General features: G+C 64.8%; 19 protein-coding genes. 11 read left to right on the top strand and 8 right to left on the bottom strand.

The window, feature by feature from the left end; translation table 11 throughout:
• Positions 1 to 221 (top strand): hypothetical protein (locus QRN51_RS11435; protein WP_284989961.1); only part of this gene is annotated, 221 nt, incomplete at its 5' end.
• A gap of 57 nt (positions 222 to 278) precedes the next feature.
• Here the strand turns inward: QRN51_RS11435 and QRN51_RS11430 are convergent.
• The gene (locus QRN51_RS11430) at positions 279 to 470 is read right to left on the bottom strand and encodes a YegP family protein (RefSeq protein WP_059389468.1); all 192 of its coding nucleotides are present in this window, start codon (positions 468 to 470) and stop codon (positions 279 to 281) included.
• 202 nt (positions 471 to 672) lie between these two features.
• Here QRN51_RS11430 and nboR point away from each other — a divergent pair, with 202 nt between their 5' ends.
• On the top strand, positions 673 to 1,302 hold the full coding sequence (gene nboR, locus QRN51_RS11425; RefSeq protein WP_284989960.1) for a nicotine blue oxidoreductase: 630 nt from the start codon (positions 673 to 675) through the stop codon (positions 1,300 to 1,302).
• A gap of 66 nt (positions 1,303 to 1,368) precedes the next feature.
• Here nboR and QRN51_RS11420 read toward each other — a convergent pair whose 3' ends face one another.
• From QRN51_RS11420 to QRN51_RS11400, 5 genes are all read right to left on the bottom strand, one after another.
• Positions 1,369 to 4,203 (bottom strand): molybdopterin-dependent oxidoreductase, encoded by a 2,835-nt coding sequence (locus QRN51_RS11420; protein WP_284989959.1) that lies wholly within the window; start codon positions 4,201 to 4,203, stop codon positions 1,369 to 1,371.
• A gap of 2 nt (positions 4,204 to 4,205) precedes the next feature.
• Complete coding sequence (locus tag QRN51_RS11415; protein ID WP_284989958.1) at positions 4,206 to 5,144, bottom strand: FAD binding domain-containing protein; 939 nt, start codon at positions 5,142 to 5,144, stop codon at positions 4,206 to 4,208.
• Positions 5,135 to 6,325 (bottom strand): XdhC family protein, encoded by a 1,191-nt coding sequence (locus tag QRN51_RS11410; protein WP_284989957.1) that lies wholly within the window; start codon positions 6,323 to 6,325, stop codon positions 5,135 to 5,137. Before QRN51_RS11410 ends, QRN51_RS11415 begins: the two co-directional genes overlap by 10 nt.
• Positions 6,326 to 6,615: 290 nt before the next feature.
• Positions 6,616 to 8,187: an NCS2 family permease gene (locus tag QRN51_RS11405; RefSeq protein ID WP_502870858.1), complete on the bottom strand. Its 1,572-nt coding sequence runs from the start codon at positions 8,185 to 8,187 to the stop codon at positions 6,616 to 6,618.
• Between the two features lie 15 nt (positions 8,188 to 8,202).
• Positions 8,203 to 8,697, bottom strand: coding sequence for a nucleoside deaminase (locus QRN51_RS11400; RefSeq protein WP_284989955.1), 495 nt, complete (start codon positions 8,695 to 8,697; stop codon positions 8,203 to 8,205).
• Between the two features lie 220 nt (positions 8,698 to 8,917).
• Here QRN51_RS11400 and QRN51_RS11395 point away from each other — a divergent pair, with 220 nt between their 5' ends.
• On the top strand, positions 8,918 to 10,480 hold the full coding sequence (locus tag QRN51_RS11395) for an 8-oxoguanine deaminase (protein ID WP_284989967.1): 1,563 nt from the start codon (positions 8,918 to 8,920) through the stop codon (positions 10,478 to 10,480).
• Positions 10,481 to 10,520: 40 nt separating this feature from the next.
• Positions 10,521 to 11,243: a DUF2510 domain-containing protein gene (locus QRN51_RS11390; protein ID WP_284989954.1), complete on the top strand. Its 723-nt coding sequence runs from the start codon at positions 10,521 to 10,523 to the stop codon at positions 11,241 to 11,243.
• A 130-nt stretch (positions 11,244 to 11,373) separates the two neighbouring features.
• Here QRN51_RS11390 and QRN51_RS11385 read toward each other — a convergent pair whose 3' ends face one another.
• Positions 11,374 to 11,550: a hypothetical protein gene (locus QRN51_RS11385; RefSeq protein ID WP_172465634.1), complete on the bottom strand. Its 177-nt coding sequence runs from the start codon at positions 11,548 to 11,550 to the stop codon at positions 11,374 to 11,376.
• A gap of 416 nt (positions 11,551 to 11,966) precedes the next feature.
• Here QRN51_RS11385 and pucL point away from each other — a divergent pair, with 416 nt between their 5' ends.
• From pucL to QRN51_RS11365, 4 genes are all read left to right on the top strand, one after another.
• Positions 11,967 to 12,881 carry a factor-independent urate hydroxylase gene (pucL, locus tag QRN51_RS11380; protein ID WP_172465633.1) on the top strand — a complete coding sequence of 305 codons (915 nt, stop codon included), beginning with the start codon at positions 11,967 to 11,969 and terminating at the stop codon, positions 12,879 to 12,881.
• A gap of 130 nt (positions 12,882 to 13,011) precedes the next feature.
• Complete coding sequence (locus QRN51_RS11375) at positions 13,012 to 14,502, top strand: nucleobase:cation symporter-2 family protein (protein ID WP_284989953.1); 1,491 nt, start codon at positions 13,012 to 13,014, stop codon at positions 14,500 to 14,502.
• Between the two features lie 119 nt (positions 14,503 to 14,621).
• Positions 14,622 to 15,446, top strand: coding sequence for a MurR/RpiR family transcriptional regulator (locus tag QRN51_RS11370; RefSeq protein WP_284989952.1), 825 nt, complete (start codon positions 14,622 to 14,624; stop codon positions 15,444 to 15,446).
• A 154-nt stretch (positions 15,447 to 15,600) separates the two neighbouring features.
• Positions 15,601 to 17,163 carry an NCS1 family nucleobase:cation symporter-1 gene (locus tag QRN51_RS11365; RefSeq protein ID WP_284989951.1) on the top strand — a complete coding sequence of 521 codons (1,563 nt, stop codon included), beginning with the start codon at positions 15,601 to 15,603 and terminating at the stop codon, positions 17,161 to 17,163.
• Between the two features lie 163 nt (positions 17,164 to 17,326).
• Here the strand turns inward: QRN51_RS11365 and QRN51_RS11360 are convergent, their stop codons facing one another.
• Complete coding sequence (locus tag QRN51_RS11360) at positions 17,327 to 18,082, bottom strand: IclR family transcriptional regulator (RefSeq protein ID WP_059389461.1); 756 nt, start codon at positions 18,080 to 18,082, stop codon at positions 17,327 to 17,329.
• A 210-nt stretch (positions 18,083 to 18,292) separates the two neighbouring features.
• Between QRN51_RS11360 and QRN51_RS11355 the strand changes: the two genes are divergently transcribed.
• Genes QRN51_RS11355 through QRN51_RS11345 form a run of 3 tightly spaced genes read left to right on the top strand, consistent with a single transcriptional unit; the run spans position 18,293 to position 22,598 of the window.
• A complete protein-coding gene (locus tag QRN51_RS11355; RefSeq protein WP_284989950.1) occupies positions 18,293 to 19,717 on the top strand; it encodes an NAD-dependent malic enzyme in 1,425 nt (474 codons plus the stop codon).
• 14 nt (positions 19,718 to 19,731) lie between these two features.
• Positions 19,732 to 21,327, top strand: a complete 1,596-nt coding sequence (gene aceB, locus QRN51_RS11350; RefSeq protein WP_284989949.1) for a malate synthase A — start codon at positions 19,732 to 19,734, stop codon at positions 21,325 to 21,327.
• 2 nt (positions 21,328 to 21,329) lie between these two features.
• Complete coding sequence (locus tag QRN51_RS11345; RefSeq protein WP_284989948.1) at positions 21,330 to 22,598, top strand: DUF6986 family protein; 1,269 nt, start codon at positions 21,330 to 21,332, stop codon at positions 22,596 to 22,598.
• Positions 22,599 to 22,606: the final 8 nt, after the last annotated feature.

The raw sequence follows: 22,606 nt of genomic DNA, 5'->3' as shown, positions 1-22,606 counted from the left end.
AATTCGCCTCCCTCGGCGCCGACGGATTCGGATTCTCCGACACCCGCCAAGCCGCTCGCCGCTTCTTCAAAAACGACACCCACTCCATCGTCGTCAAAACCCTGCAGCTCCTCGCGGCGAGGGGCGAGGTTGACCCGAGTGCGCCGTCGTACGCCATTGACCGGTACAAGCTCCTCGACGTGACCGCCGGCACCACCGGCGGTTCGGGGGGCGACTCCTAAACAGCTTTAAATAAGAATCGGCGGTAGTGCTCCGTGAGCACTACCGCCGATTCGTTGTTACGCTCCGAGCGAGCGCCGATCCACCACGAATCCTGTGGCGGCATTCTCCCTGACTGCGTTGATACCGGCCACAAGGGCCGCAATATCCGGGAACTTGGGCGACACCGCCACTACCGTTCCATCATCGGCCTTCAACCGGAAACGGAACGATTGCTCCCCAGCTGCCAGAATTTCGAAAATGCCAGACATAAACCCTCTTTCCACCGCGGATGCGTCATTGCATCCCCTTCGATGACCACTGACTCTCGTGAAGTCCCTAAGAGAATATCGGCCATACGAGTCTGCCAGAAGGCCTACCCATGGGTAATATTCAACCTTTTTCGGTAGACCTATATTGGAGTGCAAGGTGAACCTAGAGACCCCGCGAAGGCACATGGATAAGGTGAACCCCATGAACGATTCCAGCCCCGTAGCCACCACCGGTGTATTGTTGGCCGGCGGCGCAGGGACTCGCCTGGGACTCGGCCCCAAGGCGCTGCTGCCCTTCCGCGGCCGGACCTTGGTGGAAGTGCTCGCCAAGACATTGCTCGACGGCGGATGCCTCAAGGTAGTCGTAGTGCTCGGTGCCGGAGCCGAGCGGGTCCGTCGCGCTACGGAGCTGGACCAGTACCTCGTCGTCGACAACCCGGAGTGGGCAGCCGGCATGGCCAGCTCGTTCCGCACCGGTATTGCGGCAGCTACACACGGCCACAATGTCATGGTGACTTTGGTGGACCAACCTGGGGTGACCCCCGCCGTCGTCGCCAGGCTGTTAGCAGCGCACCAAGCCGGCCGGGTGACCGCGGCGGGATACCCGGAAGCCGCCTTCGACGGTGGCCACACAACAAAGCTAAGGCGCGGCCACCCGTTGATCATCGACGTCGGCCTCCGCGCCGAGGTCGCTGAGTCCGCCGTCGGCGACGCCGGGGCACGCCGTTTCCTCAAGGCGCACCCCGGGCTGGTGGACGTCGTCGACTGCAGCGACCTCTCCGATGGAGCCGACGTGGACACGAAGGACAAACTGCACCTCCTCCGCGACTAGCCCCCATCGCGGCCCGGCCACCCAACTAACTCGCAGTAGATGCCGTTATGAGGCTCGATAACGACATTAAATGCGAGTCAGTTGGGTAGGGGTGGAGGCGGCGGCGTCCTTCAGCGCCAGGTAGATCTTGTCCCGGGCGATGGGGAGCGCCACGAACCTCACCCCGGTGGCGTTCCGGATGGCGTTGGCCAGCGCGGGTGCCACGGGATTGAACGGGCTCTCGCTCATGGACTTCGCACCGAGCGGCCCCATCTGGTCGTTCGTTTTCGCGAAATAGACCTCGCTGCGTGGCACGTCCGCGAAAGAGGGGATGTGATATTGCCGCAGGATGTCGGTGGTGACCTTGCCTGCGTCGTTCACCCGGACTTCCTCATACAGCGCGACTCCCAGCGCCTGGGCGATTCCGCCTTCCACCTGGCCGCGGCATTGCCGTGGATTGACCACGACGCCGGCATCGGCCGCCTGGACGCTCTGCAGGATCCTCAGTTCCCCCGTGCCGGTGTTCACGGCCACCCGGAATCCGTGGACGTTGAAGGCGACCGAACGCGGAGTTCCGCCCCAACGCCCTTCGGTGGCGAGTTGCATGCCCTGCTGCTGTGCGGCGTCGTACACCTCGGTAAAGGGAACCACCCGCTCACCCCAACGCACCGCACCGTCCTCGAGCACGCAGTCCGCCTCCGGCACACCGGCGAACGCGGCCGCCACAGCCCGGATCCGGAGCGCGAGCTCCTGCGCCGCGAGCAAGGTTGCCTGCCCGGCCACCACGGTTCCAGCGGAGCCGAATGCGCCGGTATCGTGCTCCACGAGGTCCGTGTCGGACTGGCGCACGGCCACGTTCGACGCCGTCGTGGCCAGGGCGGTCGCCGCCAGTTGGGCGTGGACCGTGGTGGTGCCGTTGCCGAACTCGGCGGTCCCGACGGCGGCGTCGAACGTACCGTCCGGCAGGAGCCTGAGGCGCGTGTGGGCGAAGTGGCCGCGGGGCGGAACCGTGTCGATCATGGACAGCGCGGACCCGACGCCCGTGACCCACCCCGGGCCGAAGTTGTCGAGGCCGGCATCCCGGTAGCGTTTCTCGCCCCGCTCGAGGGCATCCCGGACCAGAGCCACACACTGGTCCAGCCCGTAGCTCCCGTAGTAAACGTCCTCTTCCGGTTCCGGGTTCGTGGAGAGCATGTGGTCCCCCGGCCGGACCATGTTCTTGAGCCGGAAGTCCAAGGGGTCCATGCCGATTCCGACGGCGAGCTCGTCGATGGCGGATTCGATCGCGAAGATCATTTGGCTCAGTCCGTAGCCACGGAAGGCGCCGGCCGGGACTGTGTTGGTGTAGACGGCCTGCGCATCCACTTTCTTGTTGGCACATTTGTAGACGGCCAGGGACTCGCCGCAACCGTGGAACATCACTCCGGGCGCGTGGTTTCCGTACGCGCCGGTGTTGGTGACCACGTCCAGCTGCATCGCCGTCAGCTGGCCGTCATTGCTCGCCCCTGCTTTGACCTTGATAGTGAAGGGGTGGCGCGTGGTGGTGGAGGTGAATTGCTCGGTGCGGGTGAATTCCACCTGCACCGGCCGGCGCAGCTTGAGTGCCGCCATGGCTACGAGGTCCTCGGTGAGCACTTCCTGCTTGCCGCCGAACCCGCCTCCCACGCGGCCTGCCACCACGCGGATGCGGTCTTCGGGAAGGTCGAACACGCGGGCAAGTGTTCGCCGGACCAGGAACGGGACCTGGCTGGAGGAACGCACCATGAGCCGGTCCTCCCCCGGATTGTCGGAGGGCTCCACCCACGCGATGGAACAGTGCGTTTCCATTGCGACGTGCTGGACCCTCTGGGTCTGGTAGGTGTTCTCGTGGATGAAGTCGGCCGCCGCGAATCCGGCTTCGACATCCCCCAGCTCGGAATGGACCTCCGCCACGACGTTGTTCTGCGGGCGGGAAATCCGTGCCGTTTCCCCGTCTTTCTCCCCATGGATCGCGGGCGCACCCGGCAGCAACGCGTCCTGTGGCGAGAAGACAGCGTCAAGGAGTTCATATTCCACCCTGATGGCCCGGGCCCCGGCTTCCGCTGCGCCCACCGATTCGGCGACGACGGCGGCCACCCGCTGGCCGATGAAGCGCACTACGTTGTCGAGGACGCGGGTATCGTCGGGATCATCGGTGTAAAGCTCGTGCTGGGCGGTGGAGAACAACCGGCCCGGCGCGTCCTCATGCGTGAAAACCGCGACGACGCCGGGTACTTGGAGGGCCGCCGTGGTATCGATGGAAACAATCCGGGCATGCGCATGTGGCGAGCGCAGCAGCTTCAGGTGCAGCAGGCCCGGGAGCTGTTCTGCCGGGACGTCGAGGGTGTAGCGGGCGGTGCCGGTGACGACGGCGCGCCCCGCCGGGGCGGGAACGTTGTCGCCGAGCTGACCTGAACCCTTTGATCCCGCGCCGGACTGCGACGCGGCGCCGCCGTCGGAGGTGTTTTGCCCGTCGCCGGCGTCACCGCACACTGCGTCCGCGATGGAGCGGTAACCCGTGCAGCGGCACAGGTTACCCTTGAGGTTTCGGGGGAGGTTGGCTTTCTGTTCCTCGTCGAAGGTGGCGGCCGTCATCATCATGCCGGCCGTGCAGAAACCGCACTGGAAACCCTGGTTATCGAGGAACTGCTCCTGCACGGGATGAAGCTCTTCCCCGTTCGAGAGCCCCTCGACGGTGGTGACCGAGTGCCCTTCGGCGCGGACGGCCGGGTAGATGCAACTGTGCACGGGTATGCCGTCCACGTGGACGGTACAAGCGCCGCAGTCGCCGCCGTCGCACCCCTTCTTGACGCCGAAGTTGCCCTGTTCGCGCAGGAACGTCCGAAGGCACTGGCCCGGGCGTGGAGCGGCCTCGGTGGCTGTTCCGTTGATCTCGATTGCCATGCTCAGGCCTCCTTCTGTGCGGCTTGGGTGGATGGTTGCGGCGAGGTGGCGTGCGGCGGCCAGAAATCGCCCGAGACGGTGGGCGGTCCGGCCGGAACCGGATCAAGCAACTCCGTCCGGATCTCCTCCGCAAGGCGGAACGTCATGTCGCGGCGCCATTCCGGGAGCCCGTGGATGTCGTCGTGGTACAGCTCCGCAGGGATTGAATGCCCGACGGCGGCGGCCAGCCGCCCGGCGTCGGGAGCCTCCGCGGCGGCGAACCGCAGCTGCACGGGCCGTTTGGTCGCGGCGGTAACGGTGAGGACGAAGCTGCCATCGGCGTCGAGCCTTCCGATCAGCAGCACCCCGGATCGCCCGAGGTTGCTGAGGGAGAGCCGGCGGAAGGCGACCTTCGCGGCCAAGGCCGCCGCCGGGAGCTGGATGCTGCGCAGGAGCTCGCCTGGAGCCAGGCAGTTTTTCCCGTCCCCGGTGACGAATTCGGCCACTGGAACGGTACGGCTGCTGCCGTGGCGTCCGAGGATGGCGGCCCTCGCATCCAGGCCGGCGCACAGCGAAATCATGGGCCCGGCAGGGAGTGATGTGCACACATTGCCGCCAACGGTGGACATGTTCCACACCTTGAACGAGGCTACGAAAGAGTCGCAGCACGGACGGAAAAGATCCAGTCCCGGCCAGTTCCGGCCAGCCACGGCGTCCGACACGGGCAGGGCGTAAAGCTCGGCGACGGTGCAGGTGGCGGCCAGTTCAATGCCTGCGTCGCCCACGGTGACGGCCGGCCAGCCCGCGTGCCCCAGATCGAGCAACCGTTTGAGGGGCTCTTCGCTGCCTACCGGGCTGCCGTAGGAGAACAGGACCGTGCCGCCGGCAAGCCAGGCGTCGCCCTCGCGCCACTGGCCTGGATCCGTGGTGGCAACCACGGACTCGATGGTGTTCATGTCCATGGGGTCACCTTGCTTTGTTCGGGGGTGTTGGTCTGATGGATCGGTCCTGCGCCGTCCTTGAGCGAACCCACGGCGGAGGCCGGGCGCGGCGCGCGGGACGCGAGGATTTCGGCGGTAATGGACACGGCCACTTCCGCGGGAGTCACTGCGCCGAGATCCAATCCGATCGGCGAATGCAGGCGTTCGAGGGCATCTGTCGGGATGCCGCAGGCAAGCAGTCCAACGATCCGCTGCCGGTGGCTGCGCCTGGAACCCATGGCTCCCACATAGGCGAGATCCAGATCGAGGGCTGTTTCCAGCAGGGGGATATCGAATTTCGGATCGTGGGTCAGCACGCACACGACAGTGCGGGAATCGATCCGGCCGGCGGCTGCTTCCGCGGCAAGGTAGCGGTGCGGCCAGGCCGTGACGAGGTGGTCGGCGGCGAGGAAACGGCCCTGGCTCGAAAAAGCGGACCGCGCATCGCACAGAGTGACCTCGTAGCCCAGGAGTTTCCCGGCGGGGAGCAAGGCCGCGCCGAAGTCGTTGGCGCCAAAGATCAGCATGCGGGCCGCGGGCAATCGGCTTTCCACGAAGAGGGTGATGGGTTCGGCTTCCGACACGGAGCCCCCGCAGCCCTCGGCCGGGGCGAGCCGCACCAGGCCAGCACGGCCTCCATGCAGAAGCGGTTCAAGCTGGGCCGCGGCCGCGCGGATCACGGCGTCATCCCCGCCAAGAAGGTCTGAAAGTTCCCGCGAACCGGCGGCGGAAAATCGCGCCGGATCAGGCACGACGACGGCGCCTCCCGCGGCGTCGAGCCGGCGGATGAGTGCCAGGGAAGAGCCTCCTGAAGCGGCATTCAACAAGGCCAAATCCAGGCCGGCGGGCCCGCTCGGCTGGATGTGGACTTCCAGCTCGCCGCCACACGTGAGCCCGACGGCAAACGCGTCCTCGGCGCTGTAGCCGAACGACTCAAGGCGGCTGCCGCCGTCGTGCATTGCTTGAAGGGCGGCTTCCACCACGGCGCCTTCCACGCAGCCTCCGGAGAGGCTGCCAAGGACGTCCCCGTGTTCGGAAACCAGCATGGACGTGCCGAGGGGCCGGGGGACCGAGCCTCCCGCGGCCACGATGGTGGCAACGGCGCATCGCTGCCCGGAGACCGCGGGCCGCCACATGCCCAGCGAGGGCATCAATTCCAGCATGGCAACACCTCCTTTACCGAGGTCCCGGACCGGAAACCCGCCCGGGGCAGTGTGCGATCTTGCCTCATATTCTCATTCCTTGCGTCTGTACAGGAGAGCTTCGGGTAAACAGGCGACCCGTTGCGTGAAGAGGACCGGGGCGGGCCTCTCATTTCCCACCCCAGTCCTTAGCGGAGCGGCCGCACCTCACCGCCGCCCGCCGTCGTCGTCCGCTTGATGCGGTTGGTGACGATCGGCGGACGCCTATTCATTGCGGTGATTTGCGGCCGGACCGCCGTCTCAACGGCCGGCTACGCTCCCATCAGCGCGCTGATCGGCCCGCGGGCGAAGTAGACCAAGAAGCCGACGGTCACCACCCACATGAGCGGATGGACCTTCTTGCCCTTCCCGGAAGCAGCGTGGATCACGGCCCAGGAGATGAATCCGACGCCGATGCCGTTGGCGATGGAGTAGGTCAGCGGCATGGTGACGATGGTGAGGAAAGCGGGCAGGGCCACGGAGAATTTGGAGAACTTGATCTCGCGGATCTGCGCCATCATCATGGCGCCCACCACCACCAGGGCCGCGGCTGCGACCTCGAGCGGAACCACGCTGGTGAGCGGGGTCAGGAACATCGAACCCAGGAACAACAGCCCGGTGACTACCGACGCCAGGCCGGTGCGGGCGCCTTCGCCAATGCCGGCAGCGGAGTCGATGTACACGGTGTTGGACGAGCCCGACGTCGCGCCGCCGGCTACCGCGCCCAGGCCTTCGACGATGAAGGCCGACTTGAGCTTGGGGAACGTCCCGTCCTTGTAGGCCACGCCGGCGCTCTTGGCGAGGCCGGTCATGGTGCCCATGGCATCGAAGAAGTTGGTGAACACCAGGGTGAACACCAGCATCGTGGCGGCCAGGCCGCCGATCCGCGAGAACGAACCGAAGAGGTCGAAGTGGCCCACCAAGCTGAAGTCCGGGGCCGAAACCAACTGGCCGGACAGCACCGGAGTGTTGAGGTGCCAGCCACCGGGATTGGCTGCGCTGCCAGGCCCGATGTGCATGACGGCCTCGACGACGGCGGCGAGGACCGTGGTGGCGACGATTCCGATCAGGAGGCCGCCCTGGATCTTACGGGCCACAAGGATTCCCATGACCAGCAGACCGACGATGAAAACAAGGGTTGGTATTGAGGTGATGGAACCATCGTTGCCGAGCTGAACCGGCGGTCCGCCTTTGGTGGCGCGGACGAAGCCGGAATCGACGAAGCCGATGAAGGCGATGAACAGGCCGATGCCAACGGTGATGGCGGCCTTGAGTTCCTTGGGGACGGCCTTGAAGATCGCGGTCCGGGCGCCTGTGACGCCGAACAGGACAATCAGGATGCCGTTGATGACCACCAGGCCCATGGCTTCCGGCCAAGTGACCTCATGGATCACGGCTACTGCCAGGAACGAGTTGATTCCCAGGCCCGCGGCGAGCCCGAACGGCAGGTTCGCGATCAGGCCGAAGAGGACCGTCATGACACCGGCGGTCAGGCCGGTGACTGCCCCCACTTGCGCCGCGGATAACCATCCGCCGGCCACATCCGTGGGTGCGTTCTGGGCTGAGAATCCGCCGAGGATCAGTGGGTTGAGGATAACGATGTAGGCCATCGTGAAGAACGTGACGATGCCGCCGCGGAATTCGCGGGCCAGCGTGGAGCCACGCTTGGTGATCTGGAAGAAACGATCCAGGAAGGAGTGCGACGCGGGGGGCCTGGGGCTGCTGCCCCGCTGTGCCAGTCCGGTTGCCGTGTGCTTTTCGCGTGCCTCTGTCTGCCCTGCGCCGGAAGGCGCAGCCTGCTTTTCAGTTGCCGTTCGCATTTCTGCGGGGTCCAGGATTGTCATTTCAGCCACCGGGCCCTAGTAGTCAATCCTGGAGTCAAGCGTGTTCCAGGTGTTGAAGGGTTCCAGGATGGCCGGGGCCTGGGGGTCGCCCAGTTCCAGCTTGGTGACCGGCATGAGCGTGTCCCGGTCCTCGTTCTCGAAGTATTCGTAGAAGACGGCGTCGTCGAAGCCGACGGAAGCGGCGTCGTGCCGGTCTGCTGCGAAGACCACGTTTCCGATGCGGGCCCAGAGCGCCGAGGCCAGGCACATGGGGCATGGCTCGCAGCTCGTGTAGAGGGTTGCCCCGCTGAGATCGAAGGTGCCGAGTTCGCGGCACGCATTGCGGATGGCGGTGACCTCGGCGTGGGCCGTGGGGTCGTTGGTAGCGGTGACCCGGTTGACGCCTTCGAAGGCGCGGCCATCCGCGGTGACAATGACGGCGCCGAACGGCCCGCCGCTGTTGAGGACATTGGCTGTTGCCAGCTCAATGGAAGTGGCCAAGAAATGTTCGGCCGTGACGGTGGTACTCATGTGCGACTTCCTTAGTGCTGAGGAAGCCTGTAACCAGGGAGGCATCTGAACATGACAGACCAGTGCTGCGATTACCAGGCTTCAGCATGTGCTTTTGAAGGTTTCGCCTGGTAGATAGCTTCCCGGAGTCCGGGTGCCCGCCTTTGGCAAATTGAGATTAGCACCGGTGGTGTGAGCCGCGCCATAGTTTCTGGAAAAAAAGTTTCAACATGTGAAATTCATGCTTGGCGCCCGGCAGGGGAGCGTTTCGCCGCCGGTCACATTGACGCACTTCGGGGAGCCACCTACGCTGGGTGCCACCGGCAGGGTTGACCTCCGGAACCTGGATCAGCAGACAGGAACCACTGAGCTGGAACGCAACTACGCCGACCAGACAAGGATCCCCGTGTCCCAGACATCCGATTTCCAGCCAGCAGCCCCGGCAACGGATCCAAGCTCTTCCCGGCTCTGGATCAAGAATCCCCTCGCAGTGTTCACCGCCAACGGCCTCGACGCCCGCGGCGGCATCGTGGTCAGCGATGGGAAAATCGCCGAGCTCGTCCCCGCAGGAAAGCGTCCATCCGCGCCCTGCCATGAAACGTTCGACGCCGGCAGCCACGTCCTGCTTCCCGGGCTCATCAACACGCACCACCACTTCTACCAAACCCTCACGCGAGCCTGGGGCCCAGTAGCCAACGCTCCCCTGTTCCCCTGGCTGCAGAACCTGTATCCCGTATGGGCGCGGTTGACGCCGGACAGCCTCGAGCTTGCCGTGAAGGTAGCGCTCGCGGAACTCCTGCTTTCCGGCTGCACCACGGCAGCCGACCACCACTACCTCTTCCCCGCGGGACTTGAGGACGCGATCGACGTCGAGGTCGGCGTCGTGCGTGAACTCGGCATGCGCGCGACTCTCACCCGCGGGTCCATGACGCTCGGCGAGGACGACGGCGGCCTGCCGCCGCGTTCCACCGTGCAGCGTCCGGAGGTGATCCTCGCGGACAGCGAACGGCTGATCGGGAAGTATCACGAGCGCGGAGACGGAGCGGTTATCCAGATCGCCTTGGCCCCTTGCTCGCCGTTCTCCGTGACCAGGGAAATCATGGCCGAGAGCGCCGCCATGGCCGAACGGTTGGATGTCCGGCTCCACACCCACCTCGCGGAAACCATCGACGAGGAAGATTTCTGCCGTGAGATGTTCGGGCTGCGCACCGTGGACTATTTGGACAGCGTCGGCTGGCTTGGAAAACGCACCTGGCTTGGCCACGGCATCCATTTCGACGACGACGAGATCGCCCGGCTGGGTGCCGCGGGCACCGCCGTCGCGCATTGCCCGACGTCGAACATGCGGCTCGCGTCGGGCACCGCACGGGTGCTGGAACTTGAGGCCGCCGGGGTTCCCGTGGGGCTGGGAGTGGACGGTTCGGCGTCGAACGATGCCTCCAACATGATCCTCGAAGCGAGGCAGGCGTTGTACCTGCAGCGGCTGCGCTACGGCGCGGACGTCCCGGTGGAGCGCGCCCTCGGTTGGGCCACGCGGGGCTCCGCTGCAGCGCTGGGCCGCACGGACATCGGGCAGATCGCTCCCGGCATGCAGGCCGACCTGGCCTTGTTCACGCTCGACGGGCTGCGCTTCTCCGGCAGCCACGATCCCGTCGCGGCCTTGTTGCTCTGCGCGGCGGACCGCGCCGACCGCGTCATGGTCGCCGGTAAATGGCGCGTTGTGGACGGGCAAATTCCCGGCCTGGACATCCCGGAACTTATTGCCAAACATTCAGCCGCCGCACAGAAAATCATCAGGGGTTAGGAGTAGCCTCTCGATTAGGTCGTAGATCAGGAGGCACATCATGACCGTCCCCCAGCACAACACGCCGACTCCTCCAGGTTGGTACCCGGACCCCTCGGGCTCCGGGCAACTACGGTGGTGGGACGGTACCGCCTGGACAGGGAACGCGTGGAACCCGCCGGCCCAGGCCGGCGCGGGTCAGGCTGGCGGGGGTCAGGCCGGCCCAGGTCAGCCCGGCGCGGCGTGGCCCGCGGCCGCAAGGCCCGGGCAATACGGGGGGCCTCCGCAATACGCGGGATCGGTCCAGCCCGCGCCGCGCCCGGAAATCAGCAGGGGGACGCCGGTCTACAATCCGTTCATCTGGCTCGTCACCCTGCTGCCAGTGATCACCCTGATCATCCTGTTGCTCTGGAACCCGGTCTTCCACCTGCGGTATGTCGGCGCTCGGCGCGTACCCACCCTCGATCCCAGCGCGTTCAGCGTTCCCTATTTCCTGCTGGTCATTTCAGGCTGGCTCATCTACGGGGTCAGCGTCCTCTTGTCCTACCTCGACTGGCAAAAGTTGCAAAGGGACGGGGTGGTCCGCCCCTTCCATTGGGCATGGGCCTTCCTCGGCGCCGGAGTCTACGTCGTGGGCCGTTCAGTGATCGTCCACAAGGTCGCCCCGCAGCGCGGACTCGCGCCGGTTTGGGCACTGATTGGCCTAACTGCCCTGAGCCTGATCCTGGTGTCCGTCAAAGCGAGCATGATCATTTCGACGATCGCCAAGGCTTTGCCAATGTAGCTTCGCCGGGCAGACTTTGTCCGCGACGCTACTTGTCGGTCAACCCGAAGCGGCGGGCGGCACCTCCCCAGGTGCCGCCCGCCTTTTTGGCTCTGTTGCGCAGAGTCCCTCATCCCCAGGGGCAGGAGCCCTAGGAACGCTGCCGGCCGAACACCGGAAGGGCACGCAACCAACGGGAGAAAGTCCCGGGCGTGCGGTCACAGTCGGCCGGAATGTAGAAGTCGGGATCCGTGGCGCCGAACGGCAGGTACAGTTCCTGGCCGGGCGCCGGGAATTCCACGACGTTGTTCTTATCCTGCGAGTCCATCTGTCCTCCTATTTCATGCGCTCAAGTTCTCCATGGCGATGCGGTTGAAGCTCTTCGTTACTTTCCACATCTTGGAAAACATTTTTTGTTATATGGAAATGGTAGAGGGGATTCCCGAACCGCGTCAAGGGGTGCCCGCGGGACCGCGCCCCCGCCGCCAACCGCCGTCGGTCACATTCGGAAAGTAGATAACGATTCTCCGGAAGTGATGTACACCACTGGCAAAGGTGGGCTACGCTTTCTTCAATTCGTGGCGCAGGTCACGTAACCTGGGAGCAGCAGGCAGGGTCGTAATGAGCTGGCATCAACGGATGCCGGCTCTTTTTTGTTGGGTCGGCTCCACCAGAAACGCGTACGAAACACGCGCTTAATTTCATTGGTGGACCTTAGGGGTTCCACCTCATAGAAGTTGGGATATGACCATGAGCAACAAGATCGTCCTCGGCGACAACCAGTACGGCAAGGCTGAAGTCCGCGTCGTCAAAGTCACCCGCGACACCGACCGCCACCAGATCGAAGACCTGAACGTCACCTCGCAATTGCGTGGCGACTTCCAGGCTGCGCACCTCCAAGGCGACAACGCACACGTCGTCGCCACGGACACCCAGAAGAACACCATCTACGCCTTTGCCCGCGACGGCATCGGCTCCCCCGAAGCCTTCCTCCTGCGCTTGAGCGAACACTTCACCTCGGGCTTTGAGTGGGTCACGGGCGGCCGTTGGGAAGCCGAGGCCTACACCTGGGACCGCATCCAGGCACACGGCTCCGAACACGACCACAGCTTTGTCCGCAAGGGGCAGGAAGTCCGCACCGCCGTCGTGGTCCGCGAAGGCAACACAACGCACGTCATCTCGGGCCTCAAGGACCTGACCGTCCTCAAGACCACGCAGTCCGGCTTCGTCGGCTACCCCCGCGACCGGTACACCACGCTGCCCGAGACCACGGACCGCATCCTCGCCACCGACGTCTCGGCACGCTGGCGCTACAACACCGGGCTCGACGCTGCCGGGACCGACTTCAACAAGAGCTACGAGGACATCAAGGCCCTGCTCTTGGAAGGCTTCACGGAGAACTACTCCCACGCCCTGCAGCAGACCCTGTTCGACATGGGCAAGAAGGTCCTCGAGGCCCATAGCGAAGTGGACGAGATCAAGTTCTCGATGCCCAACAAGCACCACTTCCTGGTGGACCTCAGCCCGTTCGGCCTCGACAACCCCAACGAGGTCTTCTTCGCCGCCGACCGCCCGTACGGCTTGATCGAAGCCACGGTCCAGCGCGATAACACCACACCGGCCCCGGCTGCGTGGAACGGCATCGCCGGCTTCTGCTAAGCCTCTAAACACCCGCCCAACTGACTCGCATCAAATGCGAGTCAGTTGGGAGGCCGTACCCAAAACCACCTTGTTAGCCAGACAACGTTAGCCAGACAAAGACGTCTGCCATGAACCAAGAAAGTCTGCCATGAACACCAAGAAGAAAACCCGCCCCGCAGGGTCCGGGCCAGCCCGCCCCGAGGACCAGTGCCTGTCGATCGGGAGCACGTTCGCCTACGGCTTCCAGCACGTCTTGACCATGTACGGCGGCATCATCGCCCCGCCGCTCATCATCGGAGCCGCCGCGGGCATGTCCTCGCAGGACATCGGCCTCCTGATCGCGGCCTGCTTGTTTGTCGGCGGCCTCGCCACCATTCTTCAGACCATCGGCATCCCGTTCTTCGGATCGCAGCTGCCGCTGGTCCAGGGCGTGTCCTTCGCCGGCGTTTCCACCATGGTGGCGATCGTCCACGGGGGCGGCGGGATCCAGGCGGTGTTCGGCTCAGTCATTGTGGCGTCCTTGATCGGCCTGGCGATCACTCCCCTCTTCTCCAAGATCATCAAATTCTTCCCGCCTGTGGTCACGGGTACCGTCATCACGACAATCGGACTGACCCTCATGCCCGTCGCAGCGAACTGGGCCATGGGCGGCAACAGCGCGGCACCCAACTACGGCAGCATGGCGAACATCGGACTCGCCGCGGCCACGATGGGAATCGTCCTGCTCCTGAGCAAGATCGGCAACGCGGCCATCTCCCGCCTGTCCATCCTCCTTGCCATGGCTATCGGGACCGTCATCGCCCTCGCCACGGGCATGGCAGATTTCTCCAAGGTCGGCCAGGGTCCGATCGTTGCCTTCCCCACTCCGTTCGCCTTCGGTGCTCCCACCTTCGAAATCGCGTCCATCGTTTCGATGCTGATCGTCATCCTGGTCACCCTGACCGAGACTTCGGCGGACATCATCGCAGTTGGCGAAATCGTGGGCACCAAGGTCGACTCCAAGCGCATTGGAAACGGACTACGCGCGGACATGCTCTCAAGCGCCGTCTCACCCCTCTTCAACTCCTTCACCCAGAGCGCCTTCGCCCAGAACGTCGGCCTCGTGGCCATCACCGGCATCAAGAGCCGCTTCGTGGTCAGCGCCGGCGGACTCATCCTGGTGGTTCTCGGCGTGCTGCCAGTCCTCGGGCGAGTAGTCGCAGCGGTTCCGACGCCCGTCCTGGGCGGCGCCGGCGTCGTACTCTTTGGAACCGTGGCCGCCAGCGGCATCCGGACGCTCTCCAAGGTGGAGTATCGCAACAACATGAACCTGATCATCGTGGCGGCATCCATCGGCTTCGGCATGATCCCGATCGCCGCCCCGAAGTTCTACGACCAGTTCCCGTCATGGTTCTCCACGATCTTCCACTCGGGCATCAGCTCGGCCGCCATCATGGCCATCCTGCTGAACGTGCTCTTCAACCACTTCAAGGCCGGCAACTCGGACAACCAGTCCGTGTTCGTCGCAGGCACGGGACGCGTGGTCACCGAATCGGACATTGCGTGCCTTGCGAACGGCGACCGGTTCGAGAACGGCAAACTGATCGACGCCGAGGGCAAGGAAGTGCCACTCACGTCGTCCACCGCCGTCGAGCACTGACGGTTCTAAAGCGCCTTTCTGCGCCGAACTGGCAGGTGTTGCCCCTATTCCTCAGCCAAGGAATGGGGCAGCACCTGCCATTTCGCGCTAGTTACGGGTCCGCGTGAGACGGTTGTTTCATGAGGATCGATGAGCGAATCGAACAACACTACTCGGAGCTTGGGCCGCAGGAGCAAAAGGCCGCGGATACCCTGTTGGACCGCTTGGGCGACCTTGCGGTCTACAACGCGGCCGAGCTCGCCCAGCTTAGCGGCGTTTCCAAGGCCACCATGAGCAGGCTATTCCGCCGCCTGGGATTCGCCGATTTCAACGAGGTCAAGGAACACACCCGGAGCCTGAGGTCCAGCGGAGTGCCGCTCGCCAGGCAGGAGGCCGACGGCGGGATCCCCCTGCATTTGGCACAGGAGCAGCAGAACCTGGACCGCCTTTTCGATACGCTCGACGACGATCGCCTCCTCAAGGTGGTACAACAACTGGCTGAGGCCCGGAATGTCCTTCTGATCGGTTTCCGCAACAGTTTCCCTGTCGCCCTCCATTTCCGGCAGCAGCTTCTCCAGTGCCGTTCGTCGGTGGCTCTGGCCCCTCAGCCGGGCCAAAGCGTGGGCGAGGAGCTCGCCGGACTGGACGGGAACGACGTCGTGGTTCTGCTTGGATTCCGGCGCAGGCCCGACCGCTTCGACCGTGTCCTGAAGGCCGCTACCGCCACCGGCGCGAGCACCATCTTGATCGGAGACCCGAGCGCGCGCTGGCTGGCGGCCGACGCCTCCGTCTGGATCGAATGCCCTGTGGAGGGCAGCGCCGCCTTTGACAGCTATGCGTCGGCCATGAGCCTCGTGAGCGTCCTCGCGAACGGCGTGTTGGCGGCGAAGGGCCGTTCAGGAAGGGATCGCGTCCGGGAAATCACCGGGCTGTTCGACTCACTGGAAGAGATCGAGCGACGGTAGTCCGAAGGCGGCCGTGCTCGGCTCGCTCGCCGGGCCCGGCGCCAAGCGTAAAGAAGAGTTAGCGGTCCGGAAACTGAACTGAAACATCTGTTCCATTGAATTGAACCAGTGAAACGACTGCCCCGGTCGTGGAAAACCCTGATTCGAGGAACCGATGGCCGAAGCACAACTCGCCCCAGAGAAGACCGGCACCCTTCTTGGCCACCCGATTGATGAAGCCGCCGCACGCCGTGACCCGCGGCTCAGCAACGAAGACCTGGTGCCCCTGAACAACCAGCGCTGGAGCAGCTACAACCTGTTCGCGTTCTGGATGTCGGACGTCCATAGCATCGGCGGCTATGTGACGGCGGGCAGCCTTTTTGCCCTCGGCCTGGCGAGCTGGCAAGTGTTGGTGGCCCTGCTGGTGGGCATCGTGATTGTCCAGGTGTTTTGCAACCTCGTGGCGAAGCCCAGTCAGAAGACCGGCGTCCCCTACCCCGTGATCAACCGGGCCGTCTTCGGCGTCAAAGGTGCCAACATCCCGGCCATCATCCGCGGTCTCATCGCTGTCGCCTGGTACGGAGTGCAGACTTTCCTGGCCTCCGAAGCCCTGGTGATCGTGTTCCTGAAGTTCTTCCCGGCCATGAAGCCGTTGTACGACGTCCATCAGTACGGCTTCCTTGGCCTTTCTGCCCTGGGTTGGATTTGCTACGGAATCCTCTGGGTAGCCCAGGCCGCGTTGTTCTGGAACGGAATGGAAAGCATCCGCAAATTCATCGACTTCGCCGGACCGGCCGTCTACGTTGTCATGTTGGTTCTTGCGATCTACTTGGTATCCAAGGCCGGCGTCAGCAACATCAGCCTCAACCTCTCCGCCGGCGAACCGCTCGACTTCGCTGCGTCCATCCCGGTCATGATCTCCGCGATCGCCTTGGTGGTGTCGTATTTCTCCGGCCCCATGCTCAACTTCGGCGACTTCGCGCGTTACGGCAAGAGCTTCAAGGCCGTCAAGAAGGGCAATCTCCTGGGCTTGCCCGTCAACTTCCTGTTCTTCTCGCTACTCACGGTCATCACGGCGTCGGCCACCACCCCGGTCTTTGGGCACCTCATCACGGACCCGGTCAAGACCGTGCAGGAAATCGATTCGGTGTTCGCCGTGCTGCTCGGCGGATTGACCTTTGTCATCGCGACCGTGGGCATCAATATCGTGGCCAACTTCATCTCGCCGGCGTTCGACTTCTCCAACGTGAGCCCGCAGAAAATCAGTTGGCGCATGGGCGGCATGATCGCCGCCGTCGGATCCGTCATCCTGACCCCGTGGAACTGGTACTCGAACGACGACGCCATCCACTACACGCTCGGCGTTCTGGGGGCGCTCATCGGCCCGCTCTTCGGCATCCTCATCGCCGGCTACTACCTCGTGGGAAAGCAGAAGGTGTGGGTTGAGGACATGTACACGATGAAGCCGAGCGGCAAGTACTGGTTCCGCAACGGCTACAACCCCAACGCGGTCAAGTCAGTGGCCATCAGCGGCGTAGTGTCGATCGCCTCGGTCCTGATTCCCAAAGCGCTCCTTGACTCCGGAGCCACCACAGTCAACGCAACTTGGATCGGCAACTACAGCTGGTTCCTCGGTTGTGCCTTGGGCCTGCTGACCTTCTGGTACTTCGAAAAGCGATCCCCCATGATCAACCTGGAGCCTAACGGCGTCGAAGTGAACGACGGCGCCCTCGCCTGAGCGCCCGCCGTCATCAAACAGAAACCGCCGGACGCTCCCTCACTTATGGGGCCAAATTCCAGGACGCTCGCTCACCCCGTGAGCGAGCGTCCGCCCGAAACCCCACATAGGTGAGCGAGCGTCCGCCAAAAACCCCACATAGGTGAGCGAGCGTCCGGGGCAGTCAGTTCTGGTTCAGCTCGGCCGAGATCGCGAGCGCGGCTTCGCGCAGGAGCGGCACGGCGCGGTCGGCGAAGTGCTGGTCCACGCGGGACACCGGTCCGGAAACCGAAATAGCCGTGGGCGTCGGAGCATTGGGCACAGCCATCGCGAAGCAACGGACGCCGATCTCCTGCTCTTCCTCGTCGATCGAGTAGCCGCGTTCGCGGATCCGGTTCAAATCGGCGAGCAGGGAATCGATGTCCCCGATGCTCTTGGCCGTGGGAGTCGGCATGCCCGTGCGGGCCACGATGCCGCGGACCACTTCGTCGTCCAGCTGGGCCAGGATGGCCTTGCCGACGCCGGTGTCGTGCGTATGGGCGCGGCGGCCCACCTCGGTGAACATGCGCATGGAGTGCAGGGACGGAACCTGGGCAACGTAGATGACCATGTCGGAATCCAGCACGGCCATGTTGGACGTTTCGCCGAGCCGGTCCACGAGGGACTTCAGCTGGGGGCGGGCCAGTGCTCCGAGTTGCTTGTTGGCGCCTTCGCCAAGCCGGATGAGCCGGGGGCCCAGCGCGTAGCGACGATTGGGCAGTTGCCGGATGTAGCCGAGGGACACCAAAGTGCGCAGCAGGCGGTGGATGGTGGGGAGCGGCAGGTCTGTCGACGACGATAGTTCGCTCAACGTGACGTCTCCGCCGGCGTCGGTGATGAGTTCCAGCAGTTCGAAGACGCGCTCGACGGACTGCACGCCTCCCGAGGGCTTTTCAGCCATTCCGTTGTCTCCTATGGCTCGGAATCCGACAACTCTTATCCGCATCGTGAAAAGAATTGCTTAGAACACTCAAGATACAGCACGCGACGCCGGAATGCTTGCCTGCCGATCAGGGCTTGTGTTTCCACTTTGTAGATAATAATATCCATAATACGAAAACATTCGGTTTGAGCGGAGGCCCGCTATGGGCCTGTACGAGGAGGAAATTCAATGGCGAACCCGAGCCCCGGAAATTCGATCACCCTGCGCGTCGCCGCGCCGTCGAGCTTCACTGCCACGAGCGAGCTGGCCGCTGCGGTCGCCGCTGCCGGTGCGGCCGTCACCGCGCTGGATGTGACCGAGTCGCACCACGACACCCTGGTTGTTGACGTCACCTGCAACACCACCGACGAAGACCACGCCAACCGCGTCAAGGACGCCCTCAACGCGCTCGACGGCGTCACGGTCCAGCACGTCTCGGACCGCACCTTCCTCATGCACCTGGGCGGCAAGCTCGAGGTCGTCCCGAAGGTGGCCCTGCGCAACCGCGACGACCTTTCGCGCGCCTACACTCCCGGCGTCGCTCGCGTTTGCCTCGCCATCGCCGAGGACCCGGCAGCTGCCCGCAACCTGACGGTCAAGCGGAACACCATCGCCGTCCTCACCGACGGTTCGGCCGTCCTTGGCCTGGGCAACATCGGCCCGGCCGCGGCACTGCCTGTCATGGAAGGCAAGGCCGCGCTGTTCAAGCAGTTCGCCAACGTCGACGCCTGGCCGGTCTGCCTGGACACCCAGGACACTGAAGAAATCATCATGATCGCCAAGGCCATGGCTCCGGTCTACGGCGGCATCAACCTTGAAGACATCGCAGCCCCGCGCTGCTTCGAAATCGAGAAGCGGCTGCGCGACGAGCTGGACATCCCCGTCTTCCACGACGACCAGCACGGAACGGCAATTGTCACCCTCGCGGCCCTCGTCAACGCGTTGCGCGTAGTGGACAAGAAGCTGTCCGAGGTCAAGATCGTTGTCTCCGGCGTCGGCGCTGCCGGCTCTGCGATCATCCAGCTCCTCAAGGCGCAGGGCGCGCAGCACATTGTCGCCGCCGGCCGCTCCGGCGCCATCCACTCGGGCGAAAAGTACGACGACGAGCACCGTTCCTGGATCGCCGCGAACACCAACGAGGCCGGATTCTCCGGCACGCTGCACGAAGCCCTCAAGGGTGCTGACGTTTTCATCGGCGTCAGCGCTCCGCACGTGATCGGCGAAGAGCAGGTCGCCTCGATGGCCGAGGACGCGATCGTGTTCGCCATGGCCAACCCCACCCCCGAAATCGACCCGGTGATCGCGTCCAAGCACGCAGCGGTGGTGGCCACCGGCCGGAGCGACTTCCCCAACCAGATCAACAACGTGCTGGCCTTCCCGGGCTTCTTCCGCGGACTGCTCGACGCCGGAGCATCGGACATCATCCCGGAAATGCTCGTGGCCGCGGCAGAGGCTATCGCCAACCGGGTTGCAGATGATGAACTGAATGCGAGCTACATTATCCCGAGCGTCTTCGACCCCCACGTTGCAGCCGACGTCGCCGCAGCCGTAGCAAATGCAGCAAACGCAGCAAACGCGCGGAAGCAGCAAACGCAGGCCGCTCGCGCTTTCTAGGAAAGGACCACCCCATGGCTCTCACAGTCACAGACCCCCGGCCGATCGAACGAGCCGAGGAGATCCTGACTCCCAAGGCGTTGGCCTTCGTGGAGGAACTGCACCGCCGTTTCGCGGGCACCCGCACCGAGCTCCTCGCGGCCCGCGTCGCCAAGCGCGAAGAAGTGGCCCGCACCGGCCGCCTCGACTTCCTGCGGGAAACCCAGGACATCCGCGACGGCGACTGGAAGGTCGCCGAAGCACCCGTGGCCCTGCAGGACCGCCGGGTCGAGATGACCGGCCCGGCCTCCCCGGCCAAGATGGCCATCAATGCCCTGAACTCCGGCGCCAAGGTGTGGCTCGCCGACCTCGAGGACGCCAGCACCCCGACGTGGGCGAACGTCATCGACGCCATCCTGAACCTCCGCGACGCAGCCCAGGGCACCCTGAGCTACACCTCCCCGGAGGGCAAGGAATACCGGCTCCGCACGGACGCGCCGCTCGCCGTCGTCGTCGCCCGCCCCCGCGGCTGGCACATGGACGAACGGCACCTGCTGCTCGACGGCGAACCCACCGTGGGCGCGCTGGTGGACTTCGGCCTGCACTTCTTCCACGTCGCCAAGCAGCTCCTGCTCAACGGCCACGGCCCGTACTACTACCTGCCCAAGATGGAAAGCCACCTCGAGGCCCGGCTGTGGAACGACATCTTCGTCTTCGCCCAGGACTACCTCGGCATCCCGCAGGGCAGCGTACGCGCCACCATGCTGATCGAAACCATTCCGGCCGCGTTCGAAATGGACGAGTTCCTCTACGAACTGCGCGACCACGCGTCGGGCCTGAACGCCGGCCGTTGGGACTACCTGTTCAGCATCGTGAAGTACTTCCGCGACGCCGGCGAGTCCTTCATCCTGCCGGACCGCGCGTCCGTGGTCATGACGGCCCCGTTCATGCGCGCCTATACGGAACTGCTGGTCAAGACCTGCCACAAGCGCGGCGCCTTCGCCATGGGCGGCATGGCTGCCGTCATCCCGAACCGCCGCGAACCCGAAGTCACAGCCCAGGCCTTCGAGAAGGTCCGCGCGGACAAGACCCGCGAGGCGAACGACGGTTTCGATGGTTCCTGGGTGGCCCACCCGGACCTCGTCTCCACGTGCCGCGAAGTGTTCGACTCCGTGCTCGGCGACAAGCCGAACCAGCTGGACAAGCAGCGCCCGGAGGTCTCCGTGACCGCCGATCAGCTGCTGGACATCTCCTCCGCCGGTGGCCACGTGACCGAGGCCGGGCTTCGCTTGAACCTCTACGTCGCCGTCGCGTACACCGCGGTGTGGCTTTCGGGCAGCGGCGCCGTTGCCATCCACAACCTCATGGAAGACGCCGCCACTGCGGAAATCTCCCGTTCCCAGGTGTGGCAGCAGATCCGCAACAAGTCGGTCCTGGCTGACACCGGCAACACGGTCACCCGCGAGCTGGTCACCCGGATCCTCGGCGAAGAGACCGACCGCCTGCGCAGCGAGGTCGACGCCGAGTCCTTCGAGAAGTTCTACGAGCCGGCGAGCCGCCTGATCGCGGACATCTGTCTCTCCGAGGACTACACGGACTTCCTCACCACTCCCGCCTACGAGCTGGTGTAGGAATGGCCGCATCCTCCTTCTCGGCGGCAGATCTTGCCGCGATCGACTCCCAACTGGCCGCCACTGACCAGTTGCTGGAGCGCAATTACCCCGGCGACGACGGCACCCGCCAGCCCGTGCACACGGTGTACGTCCCGGCGGACCGTTTCACGCCGTCGCTCTCCGCGGAATGGGGCGCCCAGGCGATCACGACGGCGGAGGCCCACGGCGGTCTCGAAAGGCTCGGTACGTTGCTGGGCCAAGAGCCCGAACTGGCTGCCGCCGTCGCCACCCGTGTGGCTGCCAAGTTGCGCAGTGAACCGATCGAGGACTTGCGCCTCGACTTCGAGGACGGCTACGGCGACCCGGGCGACGAAGCAGAAGACGTCGCGGCCGTAGCGGCTGCCCAGGCTGTCAGCGAAGCCGTTGCCGCGGGGTCCGCGCCGCCGTTCATCGGCATCCGGTTCAAGTGTTTCGAGGCCCCCACCCGGGCACGTGGCCTGAAGACCCTGGACCTGTTCGTCTCGACTTTGGCCTCGGCCGGAGAACTGCCCGAGGGACTCATCCTGACCCTGCCGAAGGTCACCACGGTGGCCCAGGTGCAGGCCATGGACTTCGCGGTCTCCCGACTGGAGGAGATCCACACGCTCCCGGCGGGCCGGCTCCGTTTCGAAGTCCAGGTGGAGACGCCGCAACTGATTCTCGGCCCGGAGGGGACCTCCCCCGTGGCCCGGCTTCCGCACGCAGTTCCGGGCCGCATCAGCGCATTGCATTACGGCACCTACGACTACTCGGCTTCGTTGCAGATCTCCGCGGAGTACCAGTCCATGGAGCACCCGGTGGCGGATTTCGCGAAGGAAGTCATGCAGCTGGCCGTTGCGGGAACGGGCATCCGGCTCTCCGACGGCTCCACCAACATCATCCCGGTGGGCGACAACGTGGAAAACGCGTGGAAGCTGCACGGCCGCTTGGTCCGCCGCTCCCTTGAACGCGGCTACTACCAGGGCTGGGACCTGCACGCTGCCCAGTTGCCGAGCCGTTTCGCTGCGACGTATGCCTTCTACCGCGAGGGCCTGCCGGCCGCCGCGGCCCGCCTGCGCAACTACGTGGAGCGCACCGAAGGCGGCGTCATGGACGAACCCGCCACCGCCCGGGCCTTGGCCGCTTTCGTCCTGCGCGGCGTCCAGTGTGGAGCGGTAGGTGCCGAAGAAGTGCTGGCGCTTGCCGGCGTCGAACTCCCCCGGCTGACTGCACTGGCGCATCCGCGGCTCGCACACACCACCTCCAAGTAAGGATCCAA

This window comes from Arthrobacter sp. efr-133-TYG-120 (assembly GCF_030209785.1).
Taxonomy (GTDB): domain Bacteria; phylum Actinomycetota; class Actinomycetes; order Actinomycetales; family Micrococcaceae; genus Arthrobacter.
Note: the sequence above shows the minus strand (reverse complement) of the source record. Positions and strands in the feature narration are given on the sequence as shown.